The following is a 15,472-nucleotide window of genomic DNA, read 5'->3' on the forward strand; positions in this document are numbered from 1 at the left end:
ACGCACCTGCGCCCCCCGCCCCCCGGGGGGGGCGGGGGGGGGGGGGGGGCGTACCCCCCCGGGGGGGGGGGGGCGGCCCCCCCCCCCCCCCCCCGGCCCCCCCCCCCCCCGGCCGTTTTCCACAGGTCTGGGCACCGGCTCTGGCCCCGGGGCCCGGCCGCGGACCATACTGGCCGCGCAGATGATCGAGGAGGGGGAGTACGGGTGAGTGAGAGCAGCAGCAGGTCCGCCACGGCCGTCGTCGAGGACCCGGCCGGACCGCCGATGGTCCGCGTGGAGGACCTGCGCCGGTCGTACGGCACGGGTGAGGCCGCCGTCCACGCCCTGCGCGGGGTCTCCTTCGACATCCCGCGCGGCGAGCTCGTCGCGCTCAAGGGCCGCTCGGGCTCCGGCAAGACGACCCTGCTCAACCTCGTGGGCGGCCTCGACACCGCCGACGGGGGCCGGATCGTCATCGACGGCACCGACCTCTCCACGCTCGGCGAGAGCGGGCTCCTGGAGCTGCGCCGCGACCGGATCGGCTTCATCTTCCAGTCCTTCGGGCTGCTCCCGATCCTCTCCGCCGCCGAGAACGTGGGCGTTCCCCTGCGGCTGCGCAAGGCCGACCCCAAGGAGCGCGAGGAGCGGGTCGCCCTGATGCTCGGGCTCGTGGGCCTGGCCGACCACGCGAACCAGCGGCCCGGCGAGCTCTCCGGCGGCCAGCAGCAGCGCGTCGCCATCGCCCGCGCCCTCGCCAACAAGCCCGCGCTCCTGATAGCCGACGAGCCCACGGGCCAGCTCGACGCGGAAACCGGCCTCGCCGTCATGCAGCTCCTGCGCGCCGTGGTCCGCAGCGAGCGCTGCACCGCCCTCGTCGCCACCCACGACCCCCAGCTCCTCGGCCTCGCGGACCGGGTCCTGGAACTGCGCGACGGCGAGATCATCGAGCACTGAGCCGCGGGCCGGGGGCTGCGTACGCGACCGACGGGACGCCGCCGCGGTGCCGTCCTCGGGCGACCGCGTCACCGGGGGCTCGGGCAGCCCCCCGGCGACCGCGCCGCCGGAACTTGGGCAAGCCCCTGGCGACCGCGCCGCCGGGGCCTGGGTGAGCCCCGCGCGACCGTGCTGCCAGGGCCTGGGCAAGGCCCCGCGGCCGTGCTGCCGGAGGCGGGGGGCACCGGCGACGCGCTGCCGGACCGGGGCGATGCCCTGCCGGTCGTGCTGCCGGGCTGGGGCGGCGTGGTCTGCGCTCCCGCCACCGGGGCCTGGGCGGAGGCATCGGCGATGCGCCGCCGGGCTAGGGGGGTGCGCCTGCGCCCCGGGCTGCCAGGCCTGGGTGGTGTGCCTGGGTCCCGGGCTGCCGGACCGGGGCGAGGTGGCCTGTGCCCGGGCTGCCGGGCCTGGGTGGTGTGCCTGGGCCCGGGCTGCCGGACCGGGGCGAGGTGGCCTGTGCCCGGGCTGCCGGGCCTGGGTGACGTGCCTGGGCCCCGCGCTGCCGGACCGGGGCGAGGTGACCTGTGCCCGCGCCGCCGGGCCAGGGTGAGGTGGCCTGCGCCCCGGGCTGCCGGGCCAGGGTGAGGTGGCCTGTGCCCGCGTCGCCGGTGGGCGGGGCACAGACGATGCGCCGCCGGGCCGGGGCGGTGTACGTGCCCGTGCTGCCGGGCCGGGTGGCGTGGCCTGTGCCTGCCTCGCCGGGCTGGGGTGGCCGTGGCCCTCGCCCTGCGCTGCCGGACCGGGGCGAGGTGGCCTGGGCCCGTGCTGTCGGGTCGGGCGGAGTGCCTGTGGCGTCGCCGGCTGGCCGGGCGGCGGGCCCGTGGGGTGCTGTCCTGACCCTGCGTACCGTCGGTCACGACTCCGTCGGAGGTGCGGAGAGGATTTCGCGGACTTCGATCGGCATGTTGAGGGGGGCGCCGGCCGGGCCGGGGGCGGCCGAGACCTCGGCGGCGATTTCCAGGGCGCGCTGCTGGGAGGGGACCTCGACGATCCACCAGCCGGCCAGGAACTCCTTCGTCTCGGCGAAGGGGCCGTCGGTCACCACGGGCACGCCGCCCGCGTCCGCGCGGACGATCAGTGCCGTGTCAGGCATCGCGAGCCCCTGCGCGTCGACCAGCTCGCCGGCCGCCGCCAGTTTCCCGTTGGTGGTGGCCATGAAGTCGATGTGGGCCCGGATCTCCTCCGGCTGCCACTCGCTGATCGGGGGGACGTCGAGGGTCTGCGAGCTGAACTGCATCAGCAGCATGTACTTCATGAGGTGCTCCTCGGTGGGTGTCGCGGCGGCCCCGTGGCGGGCCGTCACCCGGTGGTCGGAGCCGGAGGCGTGTTCTCGACACGGGATCCGACATCAGAATCACGTCAATACCGCACCGGGGCTTCTCCCCGCGTACGGAATGTCCGATTGGCTGGACGTATGGTCGAGCCATGGGACGCGGCAAGCTTCGGATCTACCTCGGCGCTGCGCCGGGCGTCGGCAAGACCTACGCGATGCTCGCCGAGGGCCACCGCCGGGTGGAGCGCGGCACGGACTGCGTGGTGGCCTTCGTGGAGCACCACGGACGGCCGCGTACGGAGGTCATGCTGCGCGGCCTGGAAAAGGTCCCGCGCCGCATCCTGGAGTACCGGGGGACCACCTTCCCCGAGATGGACGTCGACGCCGTCCTCGCCCGCCGCCCCGCGGTCGCGCTCGTCGACGAACTCGCCCACACGAACGTGCCGGGCTCCCGCAACCCCAAGCGGTGGCAGGACGTCGCCGAACTCCTCGCGGCCGGCATCGACGTCGTGTCCACCCTCAACATCCAGCACCTGGAATCCCTCGGCGACGTCGTCGAGGCGATCACCGGCGTACGGCAGCGGGAGACCGTCCCCGACGAGGTGGTGCGCCGGGCGGACCAGATCGAGCTGGTCGACATGTCCCCGGAGGCGCTGCGGCGCCGGATGGCCCACGGCAACGTCTACACCTCGGACAAGGTCGACGCGGCCCTCTCCAACTACTTCCGCCCGGGCAACCTCACGGCCCTGCGCGAGCTGGCCCTGCTCTGGACCGCCGACCGGGTCGACGAGTACCTCCAGCAGTACCGGGGCGAGCACAACATCCGCTCCACCTGGCAGGCCCGGGAGCGCATCGTCGTCGGTCTGACCGGCGGCCCCGAGGGCCGCACCCTCATACGGCGCGCCACCCGGCTCGCGGAGAAGGGCGCCGGCGGCGAGGTCCTCGCCGTCTACATCGCCCGCAGCGACGGACTCACCGCCGCCTCCCCGAAGGAGCTGGCCGTCCAGCGCACCCTCGTCGAGGACCTCGGCGGAACGTTCCACCACGTCATCGGCGACGACATCCCCTCCGCGCTCCTGGAGTTCGCCCGCGGGGTCAACGCCACCCAGATCGTCCTCGGCTCCAGCCGCCGCCGCTCCTGGCAGTACATCCTCGGTCCCGGCGTCGGCCAGACCGTGGCCCGGGACTCCGGGCCCGACCTCGACGTCCACATCGTCACCCACGGCGAGGTCGCCAAGGGCCGGGGCCTGCCGGTCTCGCGCGGCGCCCGCCTCGGCCGCTCCCGGATCATCGGCGGCTGGCTGGTCGGCGTCGCGGGCCCGGTCGCCCTCGCCCTGTTCCTCACGCACGTCGACGCCGACCTCGGCCTCGCCAACGACATGCTGCTCTTCCTCGCCCTGACCGTGGCCGCCGCGCTGCTGGGCGGGTTCCTGCCGGCGCTCGCCTCGGCCGCCGCCGGCTCCCTCCTCCTCAACTGGTTCTTCACCCCGCCGGTGCACCGGCTGACCATCGCCGACCCCCTGAACATCGTCGCCATCGCCGTCTTCTTCGGCGTCGCGATGTCGGTCGCCTCCGTGGTGGACCTGGCCGCCCGGCGCACCCACCAGGCCGCCCGGCTGCGCGCAGAGTCCGAGGTCCTCTCCTACCTCGCCGGCAGCGTGCTGCGCGGCGAGACGAGCCTGGACGCCCTCCTGGAACGGGTCCGCGAGACCTTCTCCATGGAGTCCGTGGCCCTCCTGGAGCGCGTGGACGAGGTCGAGCCGTGGACGCGGGCGGCGAGCGTCGGCCCCCACCCGGCGGCACGCCCCGAGGACGCGGACGTGGACATGCCGGTCGGCGACCACCTGGCCCTCGCCCTGTCGGGCCGGGTGCTGCCGGCCGAGGACCGACGGGTGCTCGGCGCCTTCGCCGCCCAGGCCGCGGTCGTCCTCGACCGCCAGCGCCTCGTCGACGAGGCGGAGGAGGCCCGGAAGCTGGCCGAGGGCAACAAGATCCGCACGTCCCTGCTCGCCGCCGTCAGCCACGACCTGCGGACCCCGCTCGCGAGCATCAAGGCCTCCGTCTCCTCCCTCCGCTCCGACGACGTCGAATGGTCCGAGGAGGACCGGGCCGAGCTCCTGGAGGGCATCGAGGCCGGCGCCGACCGCCTCGACCACCTCGTGGGCAACCTCCTCGACATGTCCCGCCTCCAGACCGGCACCGTCACCCCGCTGATCCGTCCCGTCGACCTCGACGAGGTCGTCCCGATGGCCCTCGGGGGAGTGCCGGACGGCAGCGCCGAGCTCGACATCCCCGAGACGCTGCCCATGGTCGAGGTCGACAAGGGGCTCCTGGAGCGGGCCGTCGCCAACATCGTGGAGAACGCCGTGAAGTACAGCCCCGAGGGCGAGCCCGTCGCCGTCGCCGCCAGCGCCCTGGGGGACCGGGTCGAGCTGCGCGTCGTCGACCGCGGTCCCGGCGTCCCCGAAGAGGCCAGGGACGGCATCTTCGAGCCCTTCCAGCGCTTCGGCGACGCCCCGCGCGGCACCGGCGTCGGCCTCGGACTCGCGGTCGCCCGCGGCTTCGTCGAGGCCATGGGCGGGACCCTCGGCGCCGAGGACACCCCCGGCGGAGGCCTCACCATGGTGCTCACCCTGCGGGCCGCGCCGGGCGGGCCGCAGTCCCCGGCCGTCGACCTCCCGACCCACGCCGTGACCTGACCGCCGCGTCCGTAGCCGTCCCCCGTACCCGTACTCCCCGCACGCGTATCCGCACCCGTACCCGTACTCGTATCCGCACCCCCGACACAACGAACGAAGGTAGGCCCCCTCCATGACCCGGGTCCTCGTGGTCGACGACGAGCCGCAGATCGTCCGCGCCCTGGTGATCAACCTGAAGGCGCGGAAGTACGAGGTCGACGCCGCGCCCGACGGCGCCACCGCCCTCCGGCTCGCCGCCGAACGCCACCCCGACGTCGTCGTCCTCGACCTCGGACTGCCCGACATGGACGGCGTCGAGGTCATCAAGGGCCTGCGCGGCTGGACGCGGGTGCCGATCCTGGTCCTCTCCGCCCGGCAGACCTCCGACGAGAAGGTCGAGGCGCTCGACGCGGGCGCCGACGACTACGTCACCAAGCCCTTCGGCATGGACGAGCTGCTCGCCCGGCTGCGGGCCGCCGTGCGCCGCGCCGAACCGGTCGGCGGCGCCGAGGACGGCGTCGTCATGGTCGAGACCGAGGGCTTCACCGTCGACCTGGCCGCGAAGAAGGTGCACCGCGACGGGCGCGACGTCCGGCTCACCCCCACCGAGTGGCACCTCCTGGAGGTCCTCGTCCGCAACAGCGGCCGGCTCGTCAGCCAGAAGCAGCTGCTCCAGGAGGTCTGGGGCCCCTCGTACGGCACGGAGACCAACTACCTCCGGGTGTACATGGCGCAGCTCCGCCGCAAGCTGGAGACCGACCCCTCCCACCCCCGCCATTTCGTCACCGAACCGGGCATGGGGTACCGCTTCGAACACTGAGACGGGGGCCGTACGGAAGGGTGGTCCGGGGCCGCTTCGGGCGACAGCGGTGGCCGGTACGCTTTCTGTATGAGTGCTGCACCGCGTACAGAGAAGCCGGCCGGAAGGTTCCGCCGGATGCTCGACCGGCTCTCGTCCTCTCCGGAGGACCTGGAGTCGGTGGAGCTCCAGGAGGATGCCGAGGCCTCGGGGTGCACCCGTATCTCCGACTGCTCCGACCGCGAGATAGTCAAGGTGACTGGTACCTTGCGCACGGTCACGCTGCGTCCCCGGGCCGGTGTGCCCGCGCTGGAGGCCGAACTCTTCGACGGCACGGCACCGCTCGACGTCGTGTGGCTCGGCCGGCGCTCCATCGTGGGCATCGAACCGGGCCGCAAGCTGATCGCCTCCGGCCGCATCTCCATGAGCCACGGCCGGCGGGTCCTCTTCAACCCCAAATACGAGCTCCGACCGCTCGGACAGGAGTAGCCGGTGACGTCCCTCGACAAGCCGACCGCGGACCGCTCGACCCCGGACCAGGACGCCCAGGCGGACAAGGCGGTGACCGAGGCCGCGCTCTTCGAGGCCTTCGGCGGCCTGCGGGGCATGATCGAGACGGTCCTGCCCGGCCTGCTGTTCGTCACGATCTTCACGATCAACAAGGACCTGCACGTCTCCGCGATCGCCGCGCTCGCGGTCTCGCTGGTCCTGGTGGCCGTCCGGCTGATCCGCCGGGACACCGTCAAGCACGCCTTCAGCGGCGTCTTCGGCGTCGCCTTCGGCGTGGTCTTCGCGATGATGACGGGCAACGCCAAGGACTTCTACCTGCCGGGCATGCTGTACACCCTGGGCCTCGCCCTGGCGTACATCATCACCGCCCTCGCCGGAGTGCCCCTGATCGGCCTGATCCTCGGCCCGGTCTTCAAGGAGAACCTCTCCTGGCGCACCCGCAACCCGGGCCGCAAGAAGGCGTACACGAAGGCCAGCTGGGCCTGGGGCCTGATCCTGCTCGGCAAGTGCGCGATCCTCTTCCCGATGTACTGGTGGGCCGACACCACCAAGTTCGGCTGGGTGCTCGTCGCCCTGAAGATCCCGCCGTTCCTGCTCGCGGTCTACCTCACCTGGGTGTTCCTCGCGAAGGCCCCGGCGCCGATCGACGTCTTCGCCGAGATGGAGGCGGAGGAGCGCGCCGAGAAGGAGCGCAAGGCGGCCGCCGCGGCGCGGAGCCACCCCGAGGCCTGAGAAGCGATACGGAGAAGGGCCCGGACCTGACGAACAGGTCCGGGCCCTTCCGCGTACGTACGTCGGAGGTCAGGACTCCGAGGCGTCCCGGCGGACCTGGAGGAGGTCCTCCAGCTGCTCCTCGCGGGCCTGCGCGGCCACGAACAGCAGCTCGTCGCCGGCCTCCAGGGTCTCCTCGGCGTTGGGCGTCAGCACCCGCGAACCGCGGATGATCGTCACGAGGGAGGTGTCCTGCGGCCAGGCCACGTCCCCGACGGCGGTGCCGGCGACCGCCGACTCCGGCGGGAGCGTCAGCTCGACCAGGTTCGCGTCGCCGTGGCTGAAGCGCAGCAGCCGGACCAGGTCGCCGACGCTCACCGCCTCCTCGACCAGGGCCGACATCAGACGCGGCGTCGAGACGGCCACGTCCACGCCCCAGGCCTCGTTGAACAGCCACTCGTTCTTCGGGTTGTTCACCCGGGCGACCACGCGCGGCACGCCGTACTCGGTCTTGGCGAGCAGCGAGACGACCAAGTTCACCTTGTCGTCGCCGGTCGCCGCGATCACGACGTTGCAGCGCTGCAGCGCCGCCTCGTCCAGCGAGGTGATCTCGCAGGCGTCGGCGAGCAGCCACTCCGCCTGCGGCACCCGCTCCACCGAGATGGCGGTCGGCGCCTTGTCGACCAGCAGGACCTCGTGCCCGTTCTCCAGGAGCTCGCCCGCGATGGACCGGCCCACCGCACCCGCGCCCGCAATAGCGACACGCATCAGTGACCGCCCTCCTCGGGACCCTCGGCGAAGGCCGCCTCGACCTTCGCGATCTCGTCCGTACGCATCATCACGTGCACCAGGTCACCTTCCTGGAGCACCGTCTGCGAGGTCGGCAGAATCGCTTCGCCCAGCCGGGTGAGGAAGGCGACGCGGACGCCGGTCTCCTCCTGGAGCCGGCTCACCTTGTGGCCGATCCACGCCGGCGAGGTGTGCACCTCGGCGAGCTGCACGCCACCGCTCGGGTCGCGCCACAGCGGCTCCGCGCCCGAGGGCAGCAGCCGGCGGAGCATCTGGTCGGCGGTCCAGCGGACCGTCGCGACCGTCGGGATCCCGAGGCGCTGGTAGACCTCGGCGCGCCGCGGGTCGTAGATCCGCGCCGCCACGTTCTCGATGCCGAACATCTCGCGCGCGACCCGCGCCGCGATGATGTTGGAGTTGTCGCCGCTGCTCACCGCGGCGAAGGCACCCGCCTCCTCGATCCCGGCCTCACGCAGCGTGTCCTGGTCGAAACCCACACCCGTGACCCGGCGGCCGCCGAAACCGGAGCCCAGACGACGGAACGCCGTCGGGTCCTGGTCCACGACCGCGACGGTGTGCCCCTGCTGTTCGAGGGTCTGCGCGAGAGCGGCTCCCACTCGCCCGCAGCCCATGATGACGATGTGCACGTCCCCTTACCCCGCACTCCTGATCGTCTTACTGACCTGCGAATACACGCTGCTCACAACTTTCCTCGCCCGATCGGCCCGGGCCGTGGCGGGCGACACCCCGACGGGTCGCCCGGTCCGAGCTTAAGCGGCAACGCCTACGGGGACGCATCCGAGGTGTCCTGCGGGGAGATTCGGCGGGGATCGGGGGGCGATGTGGTCCTGACGCTTTCCTAGCGCTTACGATCCTCCGCGTGTCAAAACTGACTGACGTGCCCAAACGGATCCTGATCGGACGGGCCCTACGCAGCGACAAGCTCGGGGAAACCCTTCTCCCGAAGCGGATCGCCCTCCCCGTCTTCGCCTCCGACCCGCTGTCCTCGGTGGCGTACGCACCCGGTGAGGTGCTGCTCGTCCTCTCCGTCGCCGGCCTGTCGGCCTACCACTTCAGCCCGTGGATCGCGCTCGCGGTCGTCGTCCTGATGTTCACGGTGGTCGCGTCGTACCGGCAGAACGTGCACGCGTACCCGAGCGGCGGCGGCGACTACGAGGTCGCCACCACCAACCTCGGGCCGAAGGCCGGACTCACCGTCGCGAGCGCCCTGCTCGTCGACTACGTCCTGACCGTCGCCGTGTCGATCGCCTCGGGCATCGAGAACCTCGGTTCGGCCGTTCCCTTCGTCGTCGAGCACAAGGTCGCCTCGGCGATCGCGGTCATCGTCCTCCTCACGCTCATGAACCTCCGGGGCGTGAAGGAATCGGGCAGCCTCTTCGCCATCCCGACGTACGTCTTCGTCGCGGGCGTCTTCATCATGATCGCCTGGGGCGCCTGGCGCGGCCTCGTCCTCGGCGACACCATGCAGGCCCCCACCGCGGGCTTCGAGATCAAGGCGGAGCACCAGGGCCTCGCCGGGTTCGCCCTCGTCTTCCTGCTCCTGCGCGCCTTCTCCTCCGGCTGTGCCGCGCTCACCGGCGTCGAGGCCATCTCCAACGGCGTCCCCGCCTTCCGCAAGCCGAAGTCGAAGAACGCCGCCACCACGCTCGCCCTCATGGGCGGCCTGGCCGTCACCATGTTCTGCGGCATCATCTTCCTGGCCATGGCCACCGACGTCCGGATGGCCGAGAAGCCCGCCGAACAGCTGCTGCACAACGGCGTCCCGGTCGGCGAGGGCTACGTCCAGGACCCGGTGATCTCCCAGGTCGCGGCCGCCGTCTTCGGCGACGGAACGTTCTTCTTCGTCGTCCTCGCCGCCGCCACCGCGCTCGTCCTCTTCCTGGCCGCCAACACCGCGTACAACGGCTTCCCGCTCCTCGGCTCGATCCTCGCCCAGGACCGTTACCTGCCGCGCCAGCTGCACACCCGCGGCGACCGCCTCGCCTTCTCCAACGGCATCGTGCTCCTCGCCGGCGCCGCCGCCCTCCTCGTCTGGATCTACGGAGCCGACTCCACCCGGCTGATCCAGCTCTACATCGTCGGCGTCTTCGTCTCCTTCACCCTCAGCCAGATCGGCATGGTCCGGCACTGGAACCGGCACCTGGCGACGGAGCAGGACACGGCCAAGCGCCGCCACATGATGCGCTCCCGCGCGATCAACGCCTTCGGAGCCTTCTTCACCGGCCTCGTCCTCGCCGTCGTCCTCGCCACCAAGTTCACCCACGGCGCCTGGGTGGCCCTGCTCGGCATGGTGATCTTCTACGTGACGATGACCGCGATCCGCCGGCACTACGACTCCGTGGCCGCCGAGATCGCCGCCGCCGAGGAGCGCCCCGACGAGTACGTCCGCCCCTCCCGCGTCCGCTCGCTCGTCCTCGTCTCCAAGCTCCACAAGCCCACGCTGCGAGCCCTCGCGTACGCCAAGCTCATGCACCCCGGCGACCTCGAAGCGCTCACCGTCAACGTCGACCCGGCCGAGACGAAGGCGCTCAAGGAGGAGTGGGAGCGGCGCGGCATCAACGTCCCGCTCAAGATCCTCGACTCGCCGTACCGCGAGATCACCCGGCCGGTCATCGAGTACGTCAAGAACCTGCGGCAGGAGAGCCCGCGCGACGCCGTCTCCGTCTACATCCCGGAGTACGTCGTCGGCCACTGGTACGAGCACCTGCTCCACAACCAGAGCGCCCTGCGCCTCAAGGGCCGGCTCCTCTTCACCCCCGGCGTCATGGTCACCTCGGTCCCGTACCAGCTCCAGTCCTCCGAGGCCGCGAAGAAGCGGGCCAGGAAGCGCCAGGAGTGGAACGCGCCGGGCTCCGTCCGCCGCGGCCCGGTGGAGAAGCGCCAGAAGGAACCGGCCGCGAAGAACAACTAGACTGGTGGGCTGCCGTACAAACGGCAGCCCACAGTCACATCCCCTTGCACGTCCCTCAGTACCTTCCTCAGCACCTCCCCCTGTACTTCCCTTTGGAGACTCCCCACCATGCAGAACACCCCTGTTACGTCGCTGGTCGGGGCGGAGTACGAGGTAGAGGTCGGCCCGGTCGCCCACGGCGGGCACTGCATCGCCCGTACGGAGGCCGGCCGGGTCCTCTTCGTCCGCCACGCGCTGCCCGGCGAGCGGGTCCGGGTGCGGGTCACCGAGGGCGAGGAGACCTCCCGCTTCCTGCGCGCCGACGCGATCGAGATCCTGGACGCCTCCAAGGACCGCGTGGAAGCCCCCTGCCCCTTCGCCGGCCCCGGCAAGTGCGGCGGCTGCGACTGGCAGCACGCCAAGCCCGGCGCCCAGCGCCGCCTCAAGGGCGAGGTCGTCGCCGAGCAGCTCCTGCGCCTGGCCGGGCTCACCCCGGAGGAGGCGGGCTGGGACGGCACGGTCATGCCGGCCGAGGGCGACAAGCTGCCCGCGGGCGAGGTCCCGCAGTGGCGCACCCGCGTCCAGTACGCCGTCGACGCCGAGGGCCACGCGGGCCTGCGCAAGCACCGCTCGCACGAGGTCGAGGTCGTCGACCACTGCATGATCGCGGCCGAGGGCGTCTCGGAGCTGGGCATCGAGAAGCGCGACTGGAAGGGCATGGCCGCCATCGAGGCCATCGCCGCCTCGGGCTCCAACGACCGCCAGGTCATCCTCACCCCCCGCCCCGGCGCCCGCCTCCCCCTGGTGGAGCTGGACAAGCCGGTCTCCGTCATGCGCGTCGACGAGAAGGACGGCGGGGTCCACCGCGTCCACGGCCGCGCCTTCGTCCGCGAGCGCGCCGACAACCGCACCTACCGCGTCGGCAGCGGCGGCTTCTGGCAGGTCCACCCGCAGGCCGCGCAGACCCTCATGCTCGCCGTCATGCAGGGCCTCACCCCCCGCAAGGGCGAGACCGCCCTCGACCTCTACTGCGGCGTCGGCCTCTTCGCGGGCGCCCTCGCCGACCGCGTCGGCGACCAGGGCGCGGTCCTCGGCATCGAGTCCGGCAAGCGCGCCGTCGAGGACGCCCGCCACAACCTGGCCGGCTTCCCCCGCGTCCGCATCGAACAGGGCAAGGTCGAATCCGTCCTCCCCCGCACCGGCATCACCGAGGTCGACCTCATCGTCCTCGACCCGCCCCGCGCCGGCGCCGGCAAGCAGACCGTCCACCACCTCGCCGGCCTCGGCGCCCGCCGCATCGCCTACGTCGCCTGCGACCCGGCCGCCCTCGCCCGAGACCTCGCCTACTTCGCGGAACGCGGCTACAAGGTCCGCACGCTGCGGGCTTTCGACCTGTTTCCGATGACGCACCACGTGGAGTGCGTGGCGATTCTGGAGCCCGTGAAGAAGGACGACTGACCTGAGGTTTTGAGGGTGCGCGGTATGTGCCGTGTGGGCGTTACGGGCGATATCTTGACGCTGAGATGACGCTCGTGACGCTCATTTGACGCTCGTTCTGATGGGGTGTCAGGTCAGGGCTGGGTCGCTCAGGTTGTTCCCCTCCCTGTCCTGCCGATTACGCAAGGCGTCTTCCACCTCCACTGGGGTGGTGCTGGCGTCGTGGCGGCTTCCCCACGACTGAGAGTCCCGTCCCGCGTGTGTTTTGATGCCGCACGCGCTCCTCTACGAGCCCTCGGTCGCCCGTTCCGACACGGGCGCCCAGGTGCTGATGGCCAGGGCGCGGGGATGCCCCCGGGCGGCGAGCGCCGCCGTCACCCGCTCGACGGCACCGCCGACGGTCTCGTGCTCCCAGACGCGGAGTGGCAGCCAACCGATCAGCGCGAGGTGGGCATCGGTCTCCTCGTCGCGGCGGGCGTTGCCCCGAAGCTTCTGCCGCCACCACTCCGCGTTGTGCCGTGGCTCGTGTAGATGGCTCGGGCACGCGTGCCAGAAGCAGCCCTGTACGAACACGGCGGTGCGCCACTTCGTGAACGTGACGTCAGCACGGCGACGTGGTATGCCGACGATCGGCAGGTCCACGCGGTAGCGGAAGCCCAATGAGTGCAGAGCCCGGCGGAGCGCAAGCTCCGGAGCCGTGTCCCGGCTTCGCTGGGCGACCATGACCCTCCGCGCGTTGGCATCGCGCGGCGCCGGCGTTTCTCTGCGGCGTTCCTGGATTCCCACGCCTGATCAACCATCGGGTTGCCTCACCGTTACGGGCGTCGTACCGGTGATCTGCCCGAGCCGTTCACGACCGCCGCTCATGCTGCGACCGAACCCGGCATCGCGTTCTTTCCCGGTCTCAGCGAGGGGTTTCGTAGCGGCGGTCGGGCGTGGCTGTGCGACGGGGAGACATCAGGAGCCGGGCAGCAGCGCCGTGACCGTGGATTGAACGAGTTGGGCCGCCGCGAGGACGCCGGGGATGCCTCCGCACCGTTCGACCAGGCTCTCGATCATGTAGCGGAGGGCTCCGGGGTCTCGGTCGGGCTCGTCCAACCGTGGGGCAATCATGTCGAGGTCGCGCAGGGCGCCGTCCACTCCGGGGTGCTGGTCGCGCAGCTCTTCCAGGCGTTGGCGCAGTTCGTCGATGCTCTCGCGGGCCCTGTCCACGGCCTCGTTGGTGAGGTTGTTGGTCTGAGCGGCGTTCTGGGAGAAGGGAGCGGCTTGGGCGGGTCCGGTCATGCGGCCGGTGTTGATGATGCCGAAGTTCACGCCGTTCGGGACGGGGTCGGGCTGGCTTCGGAGGGGCATGCTGGGCTCCTGCATTGTTCGAAGGGTCAGTTGCTCATGGACGGATTGGCCGAGAGGGGCGCTGCCTGGACGGGGCCGGTCATGGTGCCGCCGTTCATGACGCCGAAGTTGTAGATCGCGGTGGACTGCTGGCGGTAGGCGGCGATGTCGACGTTGTGGTCGCGCAAGAAGATCTCCGTGGAGTCGAAGACCCTGCGTTGCATCATCTGCACGTAGTAGCGGGCGTCGTCGTAGGCGTGCATGTCGTCCAAGCGACGTGTGCTGTAGACCTCGCGGAGGCTCAAGGGGCCGCTGCCGGGGTCGAGCTCGGGGCGCGGGCGGGCCTTGCGGCGTAGGAGACGGTCAAGGCCGACGTAGACGTCCACGAACGCGTTGAAGGCGGCCCGGGCCAGCCACGTGGGAGTGAGCGGGACGGCCGGGACGATCCCGGCCACCTTCGGATTGAGGGGCCCCATGATGTGGGGGCGAACGGTGACGCGCAGGAAGCCGCCCTGGTACGCGAAGTGGACGAGTACTGTCGCCACGAGCTCCCCGTTCCAGGCGGTGACGCGGGCCCAGATGTACCGACGGGCGATCTCCTCGGCGGGCTTGTCACCGGCCTCGTCCGCGGCGAGGGCATGGAGGCTGCGCCAGGTGTCGTCATCGATCTGGCTCCACCGCTTCTGGTGGATGCCGGCGATTCCCACGACCTCCACCCGGAGTTTCGGATGGCTCTGGTGATGGGAAGGTGCCGGGTCGTCGAGACGGCGTGCGATGTAAGCATGCAGCTGAGCGGCGGTGAAGTGCTTCAGCGGTTTCTTGGCCACCGGCTCGTTGTGCTTCGTCAACGCGTCAAGCACCGCCTTGGCCACCGCCGCCATGTCAGGGCTTCCAGAGCGCACCGTCGGTGAGCCAGGGCTCGGGAACGGTTCCGCCGCGGCATCGTGCTCGGCGTCCTGGTTCTCAGGGGCCGGCTCGACGTCGATGCCGATGACGGCCTCATGCCACGCTTGGAGACCCGCCCCGATGAATCGGTGCCGGTCGCCGGTCGGGCGGCGTTCGTATTGGTAGGGCAGGGCGTGGGCCTGCTCCGCTGCCACAGGCGCTTGCAGTTCCCCGGCCAGCAGGGCATTGAGCCGCAACTGCGCCAAGTAGCGATCCACCAGGTGCACGCCCCATGACCCGGCCAGTAGGACGAGGGCCGCCCACCCCGCGCCGAGGGTGCCGACGACCGTCTGCCACGCGACGGCAGCGACAAGGATCACGATCGCCGTCCGGCGTCCACGCATGTGCCGGACGGCCCGGTCGCACGCGTGCACCACCGGCTCCTGGTGGAAGCCGTAGACCGGTACCGGTCGTGCCGGCTTCTTGATCCGACGACGGACCCAGACGGCGTAGTCCTCGCCCAGTACGACCACAGGGGGCGCCGGCTCCGCTCGTTCGGTGGCCTCCTGGGCCTTCTCCGGGAAGATCCATCGCAGACGCTTCCGTACCGCGGCCTTCAGCGCTTTCCAATGCTGCGCCAGAACGGCGCGGAGGACGGCCGACCAGTCGGCGCGGACGAAGGCGGCAGCGCTCAGCCGACGGGTGACGCCTTCGGTGTAGGTGCCGTGGCCGATCGTCTCTCGAACTTTGGCTGCGGTGCCCAGGGGCACCGCAGGAGCTGAGAACACCGACTGGTGCTCCGCGTATGACAAGGTCCCACCCCCGTGTCTCCTCGTGTCGACCGCGCTGAAGATCAGGGGCGGACACAGAGGGGCATCGTCCTCGGGTGGAGGAGGGGGCGCCATACCGCAAACCCGCACAAGGCGGTCGGTGAGGTGTTCTGGTCGGACAATGACCGAAAGTCACCTCTTCGCGGAGGTGCTGTTCGGGTGCTCAAGATTTTCGGTGCGGGCCGGATCGAGTGCTTGGGGGCGGCCGACGGCCCACCCTCGCTGTCTACACGAAGGGCGCGACGTGTGTTCATCCCGAGGAGCGGGGCCTCATCCGGAGCTGGGGGCGGACACGGCGACCCCGGGGGCGGGCGCGCCGATCGTTCGATCGCCATTGAGGAACCG

The 15,472-nt window shown here is 71.4% G+C and carries 13 protein-coding genes; 7 read left to right on the plus strand and 6 right to left on the minus strand.

The window, feature by feature from the left end:
- Nucleotides 1–204 precede the first annotated feature (204 nt).
- The gene (locus ACFYUS_RS27590; RefSeq protein WP_388857543.1) at nt 205–933 is read left to right on the plus strand and encodes an ABC transporter ATP-binding protein; all 729 of its coding nucleotides are present in this window, start codon (nt 205–207) and stop codon (nt 931–933) included.
- 892 nt (nt 934–1,825) lie between these two features.
- Here ACFYUS_RS27590 and ACFYUS_RS27595 read toward each other — a convergent pair.
- On the minus strand, nt 1,826–2,227 hold the full coding sequence (locus ACFYUS_RS27595) for a YciI family protein (RefSeq protein WP_388857546.1): 402 nt from the start codon (nt 2,225–2,227) through the stop codon (nt 1,826–1,828).
- Nucleotides 2,228–2,397: 170 nt separating this feature from the next.
- Between ACFYUS_RS27595 and ACFYUS_RS27600 the strand changes: the two genes are divergently transcribed.
- The 4 genes from ACFYUS_RS27600 to ACFYUS_RS27615 all read left to right on the plus strand — a co-directional run bounded on the left by ACFYUS_RS27600 (nt 2,398) and on the right by ACFYUS_RS27615 (nt 6,964).
- Complete coding sequence (locus ACFYUS_RS27600; RefSeq protein ID WP_388857549.1) at nt 2,398–4,944, plus strand: ATP-binding protein; 2,547 nt, start codon at nt 2,398–2,400, stop codon at nt 4,942–4,944.
- 112 nt (nt 4,945–5,056) lie between these two features.
- The gene (locus ACFYUS_RS27605) at nt 5,057–5,743 is read left to right on the plus strand and encodes a response regulator (protein ID WP_388857552.1); all 687 of its coding nucleotides are present in this window, start codon (nt 5,057–5,059) and stop codon (nt 5,741–5,743) included.
- A 69-nt stretch (nt 5,744–5,812) separates the two neighbouring features.
- A complete protein-coding gene (locus tag ACFYUS_RS27610) occupies nt 5,813–6,211 on the plus strand; it encodes an OB-fold nucleic acid binding domain-containing protein (RefSeq protein WP_388857555.1) in 399 nt (132 codons plus the stop codon).
- Nucleotides 6,212–6,214: 3 nt separating this feature from the next.
- Nucleotides 6,215–6,964: a DUF3159 domain-containing protein gene (locus ACFYUS_RS27615; RefSeq protein WP_388857558.1), complete on the plus strand. Its 750-nt coding sequence runs from the start codon at nt 6,215–6,217 to the stop codon at nt 6,962–6,964.
- A gap of 69 nt (nt 6,965–7,033) precedes the next feature.
- Here ACFYUS_RS27615 and ACFYUS_RS27620 read toward each other — a convergent pair whose 3' ends face one another.
- Complete coding sequence (locus ACFYUS_RS27620) at nt 7,034–7,711, minus strand: potassium channel family protein (RefSeq protein ID WP_388857561.1); 678 nt, start codon at nt 7,709–7,711, stop codon at nt 7,034–7,036.
- Entirely contained in the window at nt 7,711–8,379 is a 669-nt protein-coding gene (locus ACFYUS_RS27625; RefSeq protein ID WP_041131658.1) for a TrkA family potassium uptake protein, read from the minus strand. Before ACFYUS_RS27625 ends, ACFYUS_RS27620 begins: the two co-directional genes overlap by 1 nt.
- A gap of 233 nt (nt 8,380–8,612) precedes the next feature.
- Between ACFYUS_RS27625 and ACFYUS_RS27630 the strand changes: the two genes are divergently transcribed.
- Together ACFYUS_RS27630 and ACFYUS_RS27635 are read left to right on the plus strand one after the other, a co-directional pair.
- Entirely contained in the window at nt 8,613–10,664 is a 2,052-nt protein-coding gene (locus ACFYUS_RS27630) for an APC family permease (protein WP_388857565.1), read from the plus strand.
- Nucleotides 10,665–10,772: 108 nt separating this feature from the next.
- On the plus strand, nt 10,773–12,101 hold the full coding sequence (locus ACFYUS_RS27635; protein WP_388857568.1) for a class I SAM-dependent RNA methyltransferase: 1,329 nt from the start codon (nt 10,773–10,775) through the stop codon (nt 12,099–12,101).
- A gap of 264 nt (nt 12,102–12,365) precedes the next feature.
- Here ACFYUS_RS27635 and ACFYUS_RS27640 read toward each other — a convergent pair whose 3' ends face one another.
- The 3 genes from ACFYUS_RS27640 to ACFYUS_RS27650 form a co-directional block, all read right to left on the minus strand.
- On the minus strand, nt 12,366–12,866 hold the full coding sequence (locus tag ACFYUS_RS27640) for a very short patch repair endonuclease (protein ID WP_388857571.1): 501 nt from the start codon (nt 12,864–12,866) through the stop codon (nt 12,366–12,368).
- Nucleotides 12,867–13,037: 171 nt separating this feature from the next.
- The gene (locus ACFYUS_RS27645) at nt 13,038–13,433 is read right to left on the minus strand and encodes a hypothetical protein (RefSeq protein WP_225800491.1); all 396 of its coding nucleotides are present in this window, start codon (nt 13,431–13,433) and stop codon (nt 13,038–13,040) included.
- A 26-nt stretch (nt 13,434–13,459) separates the two neighbouring features.
- Nucleotides 13,460–15,067 carry a hypothetical protein gene (locus tag ACFYUS_RS27650; protein ID WP_388857574.1) on the minus strand — a complete coding sequence of 536 codons (1,608 nt, stop codon included), beginning with the start codon at nt 15,065–15,067 and terminating at the stop codon, nt 13,460–13,462.
- Between the last annotated feature and the right edge of the window lie 405 nt (nt 15,068–15,472).

The sequence above is a fragment of the Streptomyces sp. NPDC004284 genome (genome assembly GCF_042874035.1).
GTDB lineage: Bacteria > Actinomycetota > Actinomycetes > Streptomycetales > Streptomycetaceae > Streptomyces.

Bases quoted from the DNA above. Each gene is read 5' to 3' on its own strand.
- ACFYUS_RS27595 (WP_388857546.1), bottom strand. From the start codon at position 2,227: ATGAAGTACATGCTGCTGATGCAGTTCAGCTCGCAGACCCTCGACGTC.
- ACFYUS_RS27600 (WP_388857549.1), top strand. From the start codon at position 2,398: ATGGGACGCGGCAAGCTTCGGATCTACCTCGGCGCTGCGCCGGGCGTC.
- ACFYUS_RS27605 (WP_388857552.1), top strand. From the start codon at position 5,057: ATGACCCGGGTCCTCGTGGTCGACGACGAGCCGCAGATCGTCCGCGCC.
- ACFYUS_RS27610 (WP_388857555.1), top strand. From the start codon at position 5,813: ATGAGTGCTGCACCGCGTACAGAGAAGCCGGCCGGAAGGTTCCGCCGG.
- ACFYUS_RS27620 (WP_388857561.1), bottom strand. From the start codon at position 7,711: ATGCGTGTCGCTATTGCGGGCGCGGGTGCGGTGGGCCGGTCCATCGCG.
- ACFYUS_RS27635 (WP_388857568.1), top strand. From the start codon at position 10,773: ATGCAGAACACCCCTGTTACGTCGCTGGTCGGGGCGGAGTACGAGGTA.
- ACFYUS_RS27645 (WP_225800491.1), bottom strand. From the start codon at position 13,433: ATGCCCCTCCGAAGCCAGCCCGACCCCGTCCCGAACGGCGTGAACTTC.